The organism is Desulfatibacillum alkenivorans DSM 16219 (assembly GCF_900142135.1).
GTDB classification, from domain to species: Bacteria; Desulfobacterota; Desulfobacteria; order Desulfobacterales; family Desulfatibacillaceae; genus Desulfatibacillum; species Desulfatibacillum alkenivorans.
Window position 1 is genome coordinate 19,464 of sequence record NZ_FQZU01000018.1, and the last position, 15,167, is coordinate 34,630.

Here is a 15,167-nt window from a genome sequence, read left to right on the forward strand (position 1 = left end):
ATTCATGGCCAAAACAGCATCCTCAGGGCAAAGGGTTTCGAAGAGCGGCGTTTTAGCTTTGATTTTGGTTATTATAGCCGCCGGCGTCATTGTCTTGCTCGTTTATCAAGGCGGCGAGGACGCCAAAAAACCGCAGACGGCGCCAGCTCCCGCCGCCCAAGAACCCGTCCCGGCGGCCCGGCAAGGCGCCGCACAGGAAAAAGAGTCTGTCGTCATTGATTATAATAAGGTAGACGGGCAGGGGGATCAGGACCAGGACATGGCCAACCTCATGGATGAGCGCAAAGCCAAGTATGGAGTGGATCAAAGCCTGGACATGATCGTGAACGAGGATGAGTCCATCAAGGTGGGCGAATACACGGTGTCCATGAAAGAGATTATGGACGACGTCAAGCTGAGCCGCGGTGAAATTGTCGTGGATGAAATCAATCCGGACGGAAAAGGCGGCCTCAGGATGGCGCAAAACAAGCCTGTTGCTGACGGCGCCGGTCAAGGCAGGGCTGAAAGCGCAACCACTGCAGACGGCGCCGGTCAAGACAGGGCTCAAAACGCAACCGCTGCGGAAGCCCAAGAAGCAAATCTACGGCAGGGAGGGACGGCTTCCAAAGAGGCCGGCGGCGCCCGCGCTTCCACCGGATCGGGCAGCCCTGCCAAGCCCGCCGCCGCTCCTAAAGGCCGCGCCGAGTTCGGCGTCTACGTCGTCCAGCCCGGAGACAACATTTGGAACATTCATTTTAAACTTTTGGACGAATTTTTCGCCCATCAGGGCGTCAGGCTTTCGCCTCTGGCGGACGAGCCTTCAAATAACGGATTCAGTTCCGGCGTCGGTAAAATCTTGAAATTTTCCGAAAATATGGTAGCCATCTATAATTTGAAGACCCGGCAGGTGGATCAGGACCTGAATATGATCCAGCCCTTGAGCAAGGTGGTTGTTTATAATATGACCCATGTGTTCGACCTGTTGCGCCAGATCGACTACAGCCAGGTCAATATGATTCAGTTTGACGGAGATACGCTTTGGCTGCCGGTCAGCGGCAAATAATGAAAAATTGAGGAAAACATGATCAAACGTTACACCCGGGAAGAAATGGGAGCTCTTTGGAACGACGAAAATCGTTTCAGGGCTTGGCTTAAGGTGGAAGTCGCCGCCTGTGAAGCCATGGCGGAATTGGGGATCATCCCCAAGGAAGCGGCCAAAAATATAGCGGAAAAAGCGGACTTTAACGTCGAGCGCATTTTGGAGATTGAGAAAGAAACCAAGCACGACGTCATCGCTTTTTTGACCAACGTGGCCGAGTACGTGGGACCGGACTCCCGTTTCGTCCATAAGGGCATGACCTCTTCGGACGTGCTGGACACCAGTTTCGCCTGGCTTTTGAAGAAAGCCGGCGAGATGATCCTCGAAGGCGTGGACAAGCTCCTGGCCGCCATCAAAAAGCAGGCCATGGAGCATAAATTCACCCCCATGGTGGGGCGCTCCCACGGCATTCACGCCGAGCCCATCACATTCGGCCTGAAAATGGCCGTATTGTACGATGAAGTCAAACGCAACCGGGTGCGCATCGAGCATGCCATTGAGACTATCAGCTACGGCCAGGTTTCCGGCGCGGTGGGCACCTTCGCCAACACCCCGCCCGAGGTGGAGGCCCTGGTATGCAAGAAGCTGGGCCTCAAGCCGGCGCCTGCATCCACCCAGATCATCCAGCGGGACAGGCATGCGGAGTACTTTTCCGCCCTGGCCATCATGGCTTGCACCATCGACAAAATCGCCGTGGAAATCAGGCATCTTCAAAGGACCGAAGTCCTGGAAGCCCAGGAATACTTTTCCAAGGGCCAAAAAGGCTCTTCGGCCATGCCCCACAAACGCAACCCCATCGGATCGGAAAACATGTCCGGCCTGGCCCGGGTTGTGCGCGCCAACGCCATTGCGGCCATGGAAAATGTGGCCCTGTGGCACGAAAGGGACATCAGCCATTCCTCGGTGGAACGGGTTATCGGCCCGGACAGCACCATCCTTATCGACTATATGCTCCACCGCGTTTCCGGCCTGGTGGGCAACCTGGTGGTCAACAAAGACCGCATGATGGAAAACCTGAACCTCATGAAGGGCCTTATTTTCAGCCAGCAGATTCTTTTGGCTCTGGCCGAGGCCGGAGTGAGCAGGGAGGACGCTTATAAGATGGTGCAGACCCAGGCCATGCGCGTTTGGGACGAAGGCGCTGATTTTAAGACCTTGGTCCTGGCCTGCCCGAACATTGGGGCGCACCTGAGCAAAGAAGCTATTGAGGAAATTTTCGACCTGGATTATCATTTCAAACACGTGGACACGATTTTCAAAAGGGTCTTCGGCGAATAATCAATCCGGGTTTTGAAAAAATTCGACGCCCGAGGGAAAAGCCTTAGCCCGTAGGCGGATATTAAAAGGAGGCAGTTTTGATCGATTCATTGTTAAGCACCATGGTAATTGGACAGGCGGCGGGCCAGCAGAACAATCTTGCCTTTTTCGGCATGATGGGCATGATGATTTTAATTTTTTATTTTCTTATCATGAGGCCCCAGCAGAAAAAGCAAAAAGAGCACCAGCAAATGCTGGACGCTTTGAAAAAGGGAGACAAGATTATCACCAACGGCGGTTTTTACGGAAAAATCACTGGGTTGGATGAAAGCACCGTCACCTTGGAGCTTGCGGATCGCGTACGCGTGAAGATCGCCCGGAGCGGCATCGCAGGACTGGCTCAACCCGGAAAATAGGCGGCCCAGTCAGGCGTTTACAAAAACAGCGGACGGGCGATTCGCCTATTCGTTGCTCCAAGGATCAGCCCAGGGGGTTCGGCCTGATAATTGGGGGGAATTTTGGAGTCGCCGCCTTTGGAGGCGACCGGTCATAAAGGGAGTTCACCGTTTTGAAAAACTTCACATTCCGTTTAACTTTGGTTGCAATTGTGCTGGCTCTGGCGCTTTTATTCTTGTGGCCGACCGTAAATCAATGGTTCGTCGATAAAGATAAAGATCATACAGCCTGGCCTCACAAGGTCATCAATCTGGGGCTGGACTTGCAAGGCGGCATGCATCTGGTTTTGGAGGTGCAGACTCAAGAGGCGGTTGTCAGCACCATGGACCGTTACTCCGACGACCTGAAGGAGGGATTGCGGCGGGAGCATATCCGCAGCAAGGATCAGGACTTGATCAATGGAGACACTCTGACCGTCACCATCATTGGCAGCGAAGCTCTGGATAAGTTCAAGAAATGGGCCGGCGAGGAGATGAGCGAACTGGTTCCCGACTACGACACCCAGGGGGAAAACACGGTTTGCACATTCACCCTGCCCGAAAGCGACCAAAAGGCCATCATGGATTCCTCCCGGGATCAGGCCCTGGAGACCATTCGCAACAGGATTGACAAGCTGGGCGTGTCCGAACCTGACATCCGCAAGCAAGGCGAGAAGCGCATCCTGGTTCAGCTCCCCGGCGTCACCGACACCCAGCGCGCCAAGGATATTTTGGTGAGCACGGCCCAGCTTCAGTTCCGGCTTCTGGACGACAGGCAAGACCAGGTGCGGGACTACATCAACCGGAGGCCCCCTCCGGGCACGGAAATTCTGTACTCCAAGAACGTGGACGCCGAAGGCCGGGTGTCTTCCAGGCCTTATCTTGTGAAGAAAAAGGTCCTCCTGACCGGTGAATACCTGGAAAAGGCTTACGCCAACATGCAAGGCCAGTTTTCCGAACCCGTGGTCTCGATTGAATTCAATAAAAAAGGCGGATTCAAGTTCGCCCGGATTACCGGAGAGAATGTGGGCAAGCCCCTGGCCATCGTCCTGGACGGCAGGGTATTCTCCGCGCCGGTTATTCAGGAGAAGATCAGCGGCGGACAGGCCGTGATCACCGGAATCGGGAACATGCAGGAAGCCAGCGACCTGGCCATCATCCTCCAGGCCGGCGCCTTGCCGGTTTCCCTCAAGATTCTGGAAGAGCGCACCGTGGGCGCATCCTTGGGTAAGGACTCCATCAAGACCAGCACCAACGCCATGCTCATCGGATTTGTCCTGGTGGTGATCTTTATGGCGGTCTATTACATGGGTGCAGGCCTTATCGCCAATGTGGCGCTTGTATTAAACGTCGTATTGATTTTGGCCTCCCTTGCCTTGCTGGACGCCACCCTGACCCTGCCGGGCATCGCAGGCATCATCCTGACCATTGGTATGGCGGTGGACGCCAACGTGCTCATTTTCGAGCGCATCCGGGAAGAGATACGGACAGGCAAGGCCCCGGCCTTCGCCGTGGACTCCGGGTTCTCCAAAGCCACCATCACCATTCTGGACGCCAACGTGACCACCTTTGTGGCGGCATTCGTTCTGCTGCAGTTCGGAACCGGTCCGGTCAAGGGCTTCGCGGTCACATTATGCTTCGGCATAGCAGCCAGTATGTTCACGGCCATTGTGGTGTCCCGGTTGATTTTCGACTATTTCCTGTACTATCGCAACGTGCGGAAACTGAGCATATAAGGAAGGCGTAATTATGGAGTGGATTAAACCCGGCATAAACATTGACATCATCGGCAAACGTTTTATCGCCTATGTGTTTTCAGCAATTCTGATCGCCGTATCCTTGGTTTCTCTGGTCATGCACGGCGGCCCCAAGATGGGCGTTGACTTCGCCGGCGGCGCGGAAATGATTTTTAAATTCGAGCAACTGCCCACGGCGCAGGAGGTGCGCAGCGCTTTAGGCGCCATCGGGCTTGAGAAGGCCACGGTTCAGGAAACCCATGTGGAAGGCCAGACCGAGTTCCTGATCCGGACGGATGTGGAAGAAGGAAAAGGCTCGGATATTGCCGAACAAATTGAAGCCGTCCTGGAACAGGCTTTGGGAACCGGTGTGGAGCTCGGCAAGGTGGACATGGTCGGCCCGCAGGTGGGCAAGGACTTGAAGGAACAAGCCCTCATGGCCATGTTTTATGCGCTTTTGTTCATCACGGTTTACATTTCCGGCCGGTTCGAACTCAAATGGATTCCGCCCCTGGTCATGGCTTTGGCCATTATCGGCGTGGCCTATTTTATGGATAAGTTCGACCTGGGCATTCCGGCGCAAATCGCCGTGGCCCTGGTGATCGCCGTGGCGGGGTTCTGGGCGCTTAAGCTGCAATACGCCATGGGCGCCATTGTGGCCCTGATTCACGACGTGATCATCACAGTAGGCGTGTTCTCCCTGGTGGGCAAGGAGTTCAACCTGCCTATTATTGCGGCTCTGCTCACCATTGTTGGGTACTCGCTGAACGACACCATCATTGTGTTCGACCGGATTCGCGAAAACAAGACCAGGCATACACGCAGGGCGCTTGATTTCATCATCAACAGAAGCATCAACGAAACCTTCAGCCGCACCTTGCTGACCTCCCTGACCACGCTGGTCGTGGTAATATGCCTGTATGTGTTCGGCGGCAGCATTATTGCGGATTTCGCCTTTGCTTTGCTTATCGGCGTGCTCATTGGAACGTACTCATCCATTTTTGTCGCCAGTCCCATTTTGTTGGCTTGGCAGAAAGCATCCGGGGAGGCGGCGCAATAAATAACTGAACGAGGGCGCATGGACCAATACTATCCATGGTTCTTTCTGAAAAGCGTTCCTGGAATCGGAAACCTCCTGTTTCGCCGTTTACTGGAGCGCTTTTCGCATCCTGAGGAGGTCATTAAAGCCTCCCAGTCAAGGCTGACGGCCGTCCAGGGGATATCCCCCAGGCTGGCCCGGGCCATTTTGAACCATAAGATGCCCGGCCATGTGCTGGACGACATGAAAGCCGCCCGGCAAAGCGGCTTTGCAATCGTCACCTTTGCGGATGAGGGATATCCTCCTCTGCTCCGCCACATTCCCGACCCGCCTCCATTGCTGTACGTTTACGGCGAATTGCCGAAGGGGGAGCGGAACGTGGCGGTTGTCGGCTCCCGCAGCGCGACGTATTACGGCCTGGACGCCACCTTTAAAATTTGCCGCGATCTTGCCGATCAGGGGGTTGTTGTGGTGTCCGGCATGGCAAGGGGGATAGACACCCGAGCTCATCAGGGCGCTATGGAGGGAGGCGGAAAAACCGTGGCGGTCCTGGGTTGCGGCCTAGGCAAGGTGTATCCCCGGGGAAGTGAGGATCTCTATCAGAAGATCGCCCAAAACGGGGCGGTGATTTCGGAGTTTCCTGTGGGCTCGGAGCCCGAAGCCCGCCATTTTCCCATAAGAAACAGGATTATCAGCGGCATGTGTAAAGCCGTCCTGGTGGTGGAGGCCGCCCAAAAATCCGGATCCCTGATCACTGCCAATTTGGCCGCCGAGCAGGGGAGGGAGGTTTTCGCCGTACCAGGCAGCGTGGAGTCGCATAAAAGCGCTGGAACCAATCGGTTGATCAAGCAGGGCGCCGGCCTGGCGGAAAGCGCCCAGGACATTTTGGAAGCCCTGGCCCTTTCCAGCCATGAGCCCGCTGCGCGATCGGCCACGGCCCTGGAAGAACCATTGAATCCGGCGCCGGCGCCAGCCATGGGACTTGCGGAAGACGAGCAAACCGTGTTAGAAGCGCTGGGGCCGTATCCCATTCACATCGACGTCCTGGTGCAGCGCCTGGGTATGCCGGTGGGGACTTTGTCCGCGTCATTACTTCAATTGGAACTTAAAGGGCTTGCCAGGCAGGAGCCCGGCAAGCTGTTTTCCCGAGGAACAAGTTTACAGTGAGCAAGCCTTTAGTCATTGTGGAATCACCCACAAAAGTTCGTACCGTAAAAAAGTATTTGGGAAACGATTATAATGTGGCCGCCACCGTGGGCCACGTGAGGGATCTGCCTCAGAAGAATATCGGTATTGATATTGATAATAATTTCGAGCCTCAATACGAAGTCATTCCCGGTAAGCAAAAAGTCATCTCCAACCTGAAAAAGCTCGCAAAGGATGCGGCTGAAATATTTCTGGCCCCTGACCCGGACCGTGAAGGGGAGGCCATCGCCTGGCACACGGCCCAACTGCTGCAAGGGAAAAACCGGCGCTTCCACCGGGTGCTTTTTCATGAGCTGACCAAGAACGCCATCCTCAAATCCATGCAAAACCCTCTGGAACTGGACAAAAGCAAGTTCGAAGCCCAGCAAATTCGCCGCATCCTGGACAGACTGGTGGGCTATCAGGTGTCGCCGCTCTTGTGGAAGAAGGTGCAGCGGGGATTGTCCGCAGGCAGGGTGCAAACCGTGGCCGTGCGCATGATTTGCGAGCGGGAGCGGGAGATCCAGGCCTTCGATCCGGAGGAATACTGGAGCATCACCGCCCATCTGCAAAAGGACGAACCTCCGGTCTTTCCGGCCAAGCTCCTGAAGATCGACGACAAAAAAGCCAAGGTGTCCAATCAGGAGGAAGCCGACGCCGTCCTTAAGGAGTTGGAAGGCGAAACCTATGTGGTGGACCGGGTTATCAAGAAAACGGTCAGAAGAAATCCTCTGCCGCCGTTCACCACCAGCAAGCTCCAGCAGGACTCCATCCATAAGCTGCGTTTTTCCGCCAAAAAGACCATGCTTTTGGCGCAGCAGCTTTATGAGGGCATCGACTTGGGACCGGGAGAGCCCGTGGGCCTCATCACCTACATGCGTACGGACTCCACCCGCGTTTCCAACGAGGCGGCCATGGAAGCTCTGGGCTACATCGGCAAGGTGTACGGGCCCGAATACCGGCCGGACAAACCCCGGTTTTTTCAGAACAAGAAAAAGGTCCAGGACGCCCACGAAGCCATTCGCCCCACCAACGTGCTCCGCACTCCTAATCAGGTGTCGGACGTCTTGTCCAAGGATCAACTGGCCTTGTACACGTTGATCTGGCAGCGCTTTGTCGCCTCCCAGATGAATCCGGCCCTGTTTGATCAGACTTCCGTTTCCGTCAAGGCGGGGCGCTACATGTTTCACGCCACAGGGAGCACCTTGAAGTTCAAGGGATATCTCATGGTGTACGATTCCGGCGATGGGGACAAGGACGCCAACAAGATCATGCTGCCCGTGCTGGAGGAAAAAATGATCCTTCAGTGCACCAAGCTGGAGCCCAAACAGCACTTCACTCAGCCGCCTCCGCGCTTTTCAGAGGCCAGCCTGGTCAAAGAGCTGGAGGAAAACGGGATCGGCCGCCCCAGCACCTATGCGGCCATTTTATCCACCATTCGGGATAAAGGCTACGTGGAACTGGTCAAGCGCTATTTCCGGCCCAGCGAGTTGGGGTTCATTGTCAACGATCTTTTGGTTTCCAGCTTTGGGGACATCTTTGAAGTGCCTTTCACCGCCCAGATGGAGGACAACCTGGACAAGGTGGAAACCTCCCAGGCCAATTCCCTGGAAATTCTGAACGCTTTCTATAATTCCTTTAAACAGGACCTGGAAAACGCCGGCGACACAATGGTCAGCGTCAAGGGCGTGGGCGTGCCCACCGGCATCAAGTGCCCCCAGTGCGAAAAGGAATTGCACATCAAAATTGGAAAAAACGGCCCCTTCCTGGCCTGCTCGGGATATCCCGACTGCCGCTTTACACGGAATTACGAACGGGACGAAAAGGGCGGCATTGTCATGGAAACGCCCCCCGAGACCGAGGAGACCGACGAGGTCTGCGACAAGTGCGGCAAGCCCATGCTGGTCAAAAGCGGCCCGTATGGAACCTTTCTCGGGTGCTCGGGATATCCTGATTGCAAAAACACCAAAACCATGAACGGCGGCGCCCAGCAGAATCAGGCCACGGGCATCAAATGCCCGGTGGAGGGCTGCGACGGCGAAATTCATGAAAGACGGTCCAAGCGGGGCAAGGTTTTTTACGGGTGCAGCAGATATCCCAAATGCGATTTTGCAACCTGGGACAAGCCCGTGGACAAACCCTGCCCGGTCTGCCAATCTCCCTTTCTTGTGGAAAAATCCACCAAGAAAAGCGGCGTATATTTAAAGTGCCCGACCCGCGGCTGTAAATACAGGGAGGACCACCAATAGCCGCCTTGGGAAAATGGCTTAGCCTTATTTGAATTGTTTTCATGCTTAGCAACGCCTTGGAGCGTCCCCTGCTTCAAGGCGTTTTTTGTTTTTGATGGGGCGATTCAGCTTCTTGTATATCCATCTGTTTATTAGCAAAGAATTTGAAAAAGAAAGATGTTATTCGGGGGCAGTGCGAATGAATATAGCCTAATAGTGGGATAATTATGTAGACAATCCCTTTTGTTTGTGACACTATAGGCGACTTTATTTCAGCAACTTTCAAATTGGCTGAAATTTTGTGGTAATGCCTGGGTCGGGTTAAACACTGCGGCGGTCTTGCCGCCCTAAAACGAAAAGAGGGGGATGCAAGGCTTCCAAGCAGCAAAGCGGAGCCTGATCGTACATCAAAACATAATCATTTTATCAGCTCGGAGGAAAATATGAAAAAGATTTATTGGATTGTTGCAACAGTTATTATCATGGCTGCATTTTTCAGCGCGCCCGCCATGGCGGACGATGCAACCGGCACGTGGGCTGTGGGCGTTAAGGCGGGATACAATAACATATTGGATGATACCAAGCTGGAAACCCAGTCCGGCGATATTGACTACGTATACGACGAAACAGCCGTGTTCGGGATTTACGGAACCTATTATTTCAACAAATATTGCTCCCTGGCTTTCGGCGTTGATTATTCCGAATACACATTTACAGAGGAAACGGCCGGAGTTGCCCTCGAGGCCGGCGATATTCAGCAAATCCCGGTGTACTTCACCGTGCGGGGGCATTGGGCCAACGACTCCATTTGCACGCCTTACGCAGGCATAGGCATGGGCTACTACTTCAACGAATTTGATCAAAAAGTCACGGGTCCCTCTGTCGAGCTTAAGAATGATTTTGGCTTTCACGCAGTGGGCGGCGTGGAAACCCGTTTTACGGAGAATTTCGGAGTGGATGTGGAATTGAAATATACGGATCACTCTTCGGAATATGAGTTTGATTACGGAGTCTTAACCTTGCATGAAAGCACAGATCTGGATGCTTTCTCGGTCACTCTCGGGTTCAAATACTACTTCAAATAGAGTTTTTCTCCTTTAGATCAAACGCCCCGGCCGCCGAGCGGTCCGGGGCGTTTTGCGTCCTATTCTTCAAGAGCCTTTCCCTTTTCCTCGATGGCGTTTCTTGCGTCATAGTCGCTTTTCAGCATGATGTATGTGGAACTTCCCGGATAGTAATAAGCCAGCGCCTGGGATTCGATTAGCGACTGCACCTCGGGTTTGATGGCCCGGAACCTCATCCCCACCTTTTTGGCCAGGTCTTTCGGATATAACATGGGCTTTCCCCGTTTGGAGCTGTCTTTCAGAGCGGCCAGAATTTTTTCCTGTATCTCGTTCATATGCATCTCCTTTGTTTTTGAGTGGAAAGAGGCAAGTTCCGCCTCTCTTGGGAGAAAGTATGTACTTAAGTAAGTACATTTGTCAATAAAAAATTTTGCGCCTTAACTAACCCATCCGTTTTTTAAACTCCAATTGGAACGAATCAGGCAGCAATTCAAAGAGGTTATTGCGGGAGATGTATTTGTAAAATGATTGTCCGCCTTTGACGTTGGAAAAGTAGCTGCGGGAGACTGGATAGTTTTTCCAAAAGGTTTCCAAATAGTGTGCGGCCTTTTGCTTAGGCGGCCAATCCTTTGGGTAGTCGGTCGCTTTCCACTTTTTGTGCTCAGGAATTTCCGGCGGGAGTTTTTCGGTGATTTCCCCCAGATCGACAAGGCTGGAAAGTCCCGATTTCAGCGTGTAGAAGCCTTCTTTCCCGGACTTTAGTTTTTCAATACGGTCTTTGAGCCTTTTGTTTTCGGCTTCAAGGGAGGCGATGCGGGCTTTTAATGCTTCAATTTCATCAAGTTGAGCTTCTTCCATGGAATCAAGCTCTCCTTCCTGATTAAATTCCAAGTTAAGAAAGGCTGCATGGATTTTATACCTTGAAACCGTATATCTATCAAGTCTTCATGGGTAAACGCAATCCAAACAAAATAGGGGTTGCAAAATTTCGTCAATTGTTGCACAACCGCTCCGGAAGTTGATTCACGCGTTTGGGGCAGGGACGCCTGGAAATGGGAGGCGGCATCTGTCCGAGGCGCGTTTTTATTTTTATTCAAAAGAGGCTGGAAAAATTAGCCATGGCAAATAAAGAGCAAAACAGCGGCATCCGCAATGTGGCGATCATCGCCCACGTCGACCACGGAAAAACCACCCTGGTGGACGCTATGTTCCGTCAATCCGGCATGTTCCGGGAAGGAGCGGTGGTCCAGGACCGCCTGATGGACAATCTGGAACTGGAGCGGGAGCGCGGCATCACCATTGCGGCCAAGAACTGCTCCGTGAAATACAAAGACATCAAGATCAACATCATCGACACCCCCGGCCACGCCGACTTTGGCGGAGAGGTGGAGCGCGCCCTGACCATGGCCGACGGCGCCCTGCTTTTGGTGGACGCGTCGGAAGGCCCGCTGCCCCAGACCCGTTTCGTCTTGCAGAAAACCCTGCAGGCGGGCCTGCCGGTTCTGGTGGTCATCAATAAGATCGACCGCAAAGACGCCCGCCCGGACGAAGTCCTGGACGAAATATACGACCTGTTCATTGACCTGGACGCCACGGACGAGCAGCTTGATTTTCCCTATCTTTACGCTATCGGCCGGGACGGGGTCGCCATGGAATCCCCTGAGGATAAAGGCGAAGACCTGCGCCTGCTGTTCGACGCCATTTTAGAAAAGGTTCCGCCTCCGTCCTATGATCCTGATGAACCTTTTCAGATGCTGGTGGCCGACCTCAGCTATTCCGACTACGTGGGCAGGCTGGCCGTGGGCCGCGTCTTTAACGGGCGCGTGAAACAGCGCCAGGAACTGGTTTGCCTGTCTGAAAAGGACAAGCACATCCCCCTGAAGGTGACCAAGCTCCAGTCTTACGAAGGAAACTCCCTGGCGGAAATCACCGGCGCCGAACCCGGCGATATCGTGGTGTTGGCCGGCATCGAAAACGTGACCATCGGCGACACCATTTGCACCCTGGACGCCCCCAAGGCTTTGCCGCGCGTACGGGTGGACGAGCCCACCGTGTCCATGCGTTTCGGCCCCAACACCTCGCCCCTGGCCGGCAAGGAAGGCAAGCTGGTGCAGTCCTCCAAGATCGAGGAGCGGCTTTTCAAGGAAACCCTGCTGAACGTGGGCATCCAGGTGGAGTTGGCCGAAGACAGGGAAAGCTATATTGTCAAGGGCCGGGGCGAGTTCCAGATGGCCATCCTGGTGGAAACCATGCGCCGGGAGGGCTTTGAACTCACGGTGGGCAGGCCCCAGGTCATCCTCCGGAAGAAAGAAGGCGTGCTCATGGAGCCCATCGAGCACTTGTTCATCGACTGCAGCGAGGAGTTCATGGGCGTAGTCACGGAAAAAATTTCCATGCGCAAAGGCAAAATGACCAACATGGTCAACAAGGGCACCGGCCGGGTCCGCATGGAGTTTTCCACGCCGTCTCGCGGCCTTATCGGCTATAGGGACGAGTTTCTCACCGACACCAAGGGCACGGGCATCATGAACTCCATCCTGGAGGGATACGGCGAATACCGCGGCGACTTCCCCTCCCGGTTTTCCGGCTCCATCGTCTCCGACCGGGCCGGCTCTGCCGTGGCGTACGCCTTGTTTAACCTGGAGCCCAGAGGCCGCCTGTTCCTGGTTCCCAACGATCCCGTCTACGAGGGAATGATCGTGGGCGAGCACAATCGCGAAAACGACATCAACGTCAATCCCTGCAAGGAGAAAAAGCTGACCAACATCCGGGCCTCCGGCAAGGACGACGCCGTCACCCTTACTCCTGTGAAAAAAATGACTTTGGAGCAGGCCCTGCACTTTATCAAGGAAGACGAGCTGGTGGAGGTCACGCCGAAATCCCTGCGTTTGCGTAAAGCCGTGCTTTCCGCCCAGGCCCGCTACCAGATGCGCAACGCCAAAGCCAAAGCCTTGAATAAGGAACAGTAACAAAGAGAACGACGGAAAAGCGAAAATATAAAAGATTAGCTGCGCCTCCGGCGGCGAACTTTTTGTAAAAAGTTCGACAAAAACTTTTCCATGGCGCTTCGCGCAAGAGAATGTCAGGCGGAAGCGGGCGCATACATCGAACCGACAAAACTGGATGGAGTTCCTTTTGTTGGGTTTCGTTTGAATCTTTCCTGGGTTCGGGCGTCCTCACTAACGGATTTAACCGTTAGGCCTTTTTAAAACCGAACATACTCTACCCAACCTGCCGTCTTTATAAATAAAACGTAGGTTGGGCAGAGCCCCGCGAAACCCAACAAATGAGGACGTACAAAGCGTCCAGGCGCCTCGGTTTTCAGAGCACAGCTCCTCACCCCGGCCAGCCCTGGCAAGATGTTGCTTTACCAGGGCTGATTAACCAATTCCGCACTCCAAGCACTTAAGCATAACACCTATAACAATCCGTACTGCACGGCGTCCCTTTCCAACTGCCCGCGGAAGTCGGGATGGGCGATGGAGATCATGGCCTGCACCCGCTGGGACGTGGTTTTTTGCCATAAATAGGCGATGCCGAACTCTGTCACAATGTACATGACGTCGGCCCGGACGCTGGTGACGGCGGTGCCCGGAGCAAAGACGGAGACGATCCGGGACTGCAGGCCGCCGTTTCTGTCCTTGTAAGTGGACTTGAGGGCGATGAAGGATTTGCCGCCCTTGGACTGGGTTGCGCCCCGGACGAAGTCAGCCTGGCCGCCGGTTCCGCTGTACATGGAAAAGCCTATGGACTCGGAGGCCACCTGACCGGTCAGATCCACTGACAGAGCGTTGTTGATGGAGATGAAGTTGTCGTTCCGGGCGATGTTTTGGCGGTTGTTCACGTAAAATACCGGGGCGAAAGTCAATGTGGGGTTCCGGTCGATGAACTCATAGGTGGCTTTGGAGCCGATGCATAATCCGCCGATAAGCCCTTTGCCGTGGTGGAAGTTCTTGGCCCGGTTGGTGATGACTCCCCGCTCGGCCAGGTCCACCATGGAATCCGTTAGCAATTCCGTGTGTATGCCAAGGTCCTTTTTGTGGTCCAAAAAGTGTCCCACGGCGTTGGCCACCCCGCCGATTCCAATCTGGATTGTGGCCCGGTCCGGAACCTGCTCGGCGATCAACTGGCCTATTTTCATTTCCGCTTCCCCGATTTTTATCTCGGGCATTTCGGGAATAGGATGGCTGCTTTCCACAATGGCGTCCACCTCGCTCACGTGGATGACGTTTTCCACGCCGTTTACGTATGGGCATTGATCGTTCACCTGGACGACCACCTTTTTCACGAGGTCGCGCATGAACCCGTTGTGGTAGATGCCCGTAGGGCCGAAGCTCATGTAACCCTTGGCGTCCGGCGGAGATACTTCACACATGAGATAATCCCAGTCCGCCACGCCGTAGCAGGCTTTATCCGCATTGGAGAAATGAAAGGAAAAATTCTCCGTGTTTTTTTCCGCAGCGAACATTCTTTCCACGGGCCCGTAAAAAGTAGTGATGTAGTTCAAATGCCCCTTGTACTCCCTTTTCAGAAATTCAAAAGGATACATCAACAGCCCGGACCACAAAGTGACGTTCTCCAGTTCCTGATAGCGTTTGCACAAGGCGTTGACCAAGTCCGGAGGAGCGCTGTTGGCGCCTGAAAAGGTGATGTTCTCTCCTGATTTGATGTGGGACATGGCTTCTTCCGCAGTGGTCAGCTTCTGCTTGTAAAGACTCATCCATTCCATGGCGGCTCTCCTTTTCATATGAGTTTGAACGCTGCGCCCGGTTTTGGATAAGCAAAACTGTCGCCGGGCTTTGCCGAACTAGTTAACCACTCGTTGAGCAACGCTTGTGCCAGGAAGAGCCTGTGAACACTTATGAGTTTAATGCTTTGATATTAAGATAAAAAATGCCATTAATGCGCGGTCGTGCGTACGCAGGTGAAGCATGTGGAATGTTGAAAGAATTTACAATATGTAAAATCAAAAGAGGAGACGGCCTAAAAAATTGGGGACTAATACCTTGGTGCGCATTGTTTTATACGAAGTACTCACGCCACGGCTTGCAATGCCAGGGGCATAAGCGCGGCCGGGAAAGGCTCCAACGCGAATGGACTGGCGGGAACCGAGGTTGATTTTTGGAAAGGGTGGCCCTGGCAAGGT

Annotated in this window: 12 protein-coding genes; 9 read left to right on the top strand and 3 right to left on the bottom strand. The window is 54.1% G+C overall.

All coding sequences use genetic code 11. The annotated features are described in order from the left end of the window. Nucleotides 1-4: 4 nt before the first annotated feature. The 8 genes from BUE18_RS14655 to BUE18_RS14690 all read left to right on the top strand — a co-directional run bounded on the left by BUE18_RS14655 (nucleotide 5) and on the right by BUE18_RS14690 (nucleotide 10,042). Nucleotides 5-1,042 (top strand): LysM peptidoglycan-binding domain-containing protein, encoded by a 1,038-nt coding sequence (locus tag BUE18_RS14655; RefSeq protein ID WP_073476860.1) that lies wholly within the window; start codon nucleotides 5-7, stop codon nucleotides 1,040-1,042. Nucleotides 1,043-1,060: 18 nt separating this feature from the next. Then, nucleotides 1,061-2,356, top strand: a complete 1,296-nt coding sequence (gene purB / locus BUE18_RS14660; protein WP_073476861.1) for an adenylosuccinate lyase — start codon at nucleotides 1,061-1,063, stop codon at nucleotides 2,354-2,356. A 77-nt stretch (nucleotides 2,357-2,433) separates the two neighbouring features. Continuing rightward, nucleotides 2,434-2,751: a preprotein translocase subunit YajC gene (gene yajC / locus BUE18_RS14665; RefSeq protein WP_083611038.1), complete on the top strand. Its 318-nt coding sequence runs from the start codon at nucleotides 2,434-2,436 to the stop codon at nucleotides 2,749-2,751. A gap of 152 nt (nucleotides 2,752-2,903) precedes the next feature. After that, complete coding sequence (secD, locus tag BUE18_RS14670; protein ID WP_073476862.1) at nucleotides 2,904-4,505, top strand: protein translocase subunit SecD; 1,602 nt, start codon at nucleotides 2,904-2,906, stop codon at nucleotides 4,503-4,505. A gap of 13 nt (nucleotides 4,506-4,518) precedes the next feature. Then, the gene (gene secF / locus BUE18_RS14675; protein WP_073476863.1) at nucleotides 4,519-5,565 is read left to right on the top strand and encodes a protein translocase subunit SecF; all 1,047 of its coding nucleotides are present in this window, start codon (nucleotides 4,519-4,521) and stop codon (nucleotides 5,563-5,565) included. Between the two features lie 18 nt (nucleotides 5,566-5,583). Further along, complete coding sequence (gene dprA / locus BUE18_RS14680) at nucleotides 5,584-6,711, top strand: DNA-processing protein DprA (protein WP_073476864.1); 1,128 nt, start codon at nucleotides 5,584-5,586, stop codon at nucleotides 6,709-6,711. Then, nucleotides 6,708-8,978, top strand: coding sequence for a type I DNA topoisomerase (gene topA, locus BUE18_RS14685; RefSeq protein ID WP_073476865.1), 2,271 nt, complete (start codon nucleotides 6,708-6,710; stop codon nucleotides 8,976-8,978). The genes dprA and topA overlap by 4 nt, the downstream gene beginning before the upstream one ends. Nucleotides 8,979-9,400: 422 nt before the next feature. Then, a complete protein-coding gene (locus tag BUE18_RS14690; RefSeq protein WP_073476866.1) occupies nucleotides 9,401-10,042 on the top strand; it encodes an OmpW/AlkL family protein in 642 nt (213 codons plus the stop codon). A gap of 59 nt (nucleotides 10,043-10,101) precedes the next feature. On the opposite strand, the gene BUE18_RS14695 is transcribed toward BUE18_RS14690, so the two are convergent. After that, nucleotides 10,102-10,356 (bottom strand): dissimilatory sulfite reductase D family protein, encoded by a 255-nt coding sequence (locus tag BUE18_RS14695; RefSeq protein ID WP_073476867.1) that lies wholly within the window; start codon nucleotides 10,354-10,356, stop codon nucleotides 10,102-10,104. A 106-nt stretch (nucleotides 10,357-10,462) separates the two neighbouring features. Continuing rightward, the gene (locus tag BUE18_RS14700; RefSeq protein ID WP_073476868.1) at nucleotides 10,463-10,879 is read right to left on the bottom strand and encodes a hypothetical protein; all 417 of its coding nucleotides are present in this window, start codon (nucleotides 10,877-10,879) and stop codon (nucleotides 10,463-10,465) included. A gap of 260 nt (nucleotides 10,880-11,139) precedes the next feature. Here BUE18_RS14700 and typA point away from each other — a divergent pair, with 260 nt between their 5' ends. After that, nucleotides 11,140-12,990, top strand: coding sequence for a translational GTPase TypA (gene typA, locus BUE18_RS14705; protein ID WP_073476928.1), 1,851 nt, complete (start codon nucleotides 11,140-11,142; stop codon nucleotides 12,988-12,990). A 449-nt stretch (nucleotides 12,991-13,439) separates the two neighbouring features. On the opposite strand, the gene BUE18_RS14710 is transcribed toward typA, so the two are convergent. Further along, nucleotides 13,440-14,750, bottom strand: a complete 1,311-nt coding sequence (locus tag BUE18_RS14710; RefSeq protein ID WP_073476869.1) for an acetyl-CoA hydrolase/transferase family protein — start codon at nucleotides 14,748-14,750, stop codon at nucleotides 13,440-13,442. Nucleotides 14,751-15,167: the final 417 nt, after the last annotated feature.

What these genes read in the sequence shown, in the direction of transcription:
- BUE18_RS14655 (WP_073476860.1), top strand. Translation starts at nt 5, where the DNA reads ATGGCCAAAACAGCATCCTCAGGGCAAAGGGTTTCGAAGAGCGGCGTT.
- dprA (WP_073476864.1), top strand. Translation starts at nt 5,584, where the DNA reads ATGGACCAATACTATCCATGGTTCTTTCTGAAAAGCGTTCCTGGAATC.
- BUE18_RS14700 (WP_073476868.1), bottom strand. Translation starts at nt 10,879, where the DNA reads ATGGAAGAAGCTCAACTTGATGAAATTGAAGCATTAAAAGCCCGCATC.
- purB (WP_073476861.1), top strand. Translation starts at nt 1,061, where the DNA reads ATGATCAAACGTTACACCCGGGAAGAAATGGGAGCTCTTTGGAACGAC.
- BUE18_RS14710 (WP_073476869.1), bottom strand. Translation starts at nt 14,750, where the DNA reads ATGGAATGGATGAGTCTTTACAAGCAGAAGCTGACCACTGCGGAAGAA.
- secF (WP_073476863.1), top strand. Translation starts at nt 4,519, where the DNA reads ATGGAGTGGATTAAACCCGGCATAAACATTGACATCATCGGCAAACGT.
- typA (WP_073476928.1), top strand. Translation starts at nt 11,140, where the DNA reads ATGGCAAATAAAGAGCAAAACAGCGGCATCCGCAATGTGGCGATCATC.
- BUE18_RS14690 (WP_073476866.1), top strand. Translation starts at nt 9,401, where the DNA reads ATGAAAAAGATTTATTGGATTGTTGCAACAGTTATTATCATGGCTGCA.
- BUE18_RS14695 (WP_073476867.1), bottom strand. Translation starts at nt 10,356, where the DNA reads ATGAACGAGATACAGGAAAAAATTCTGGCCGCTCTGAAAGACAGCTCC.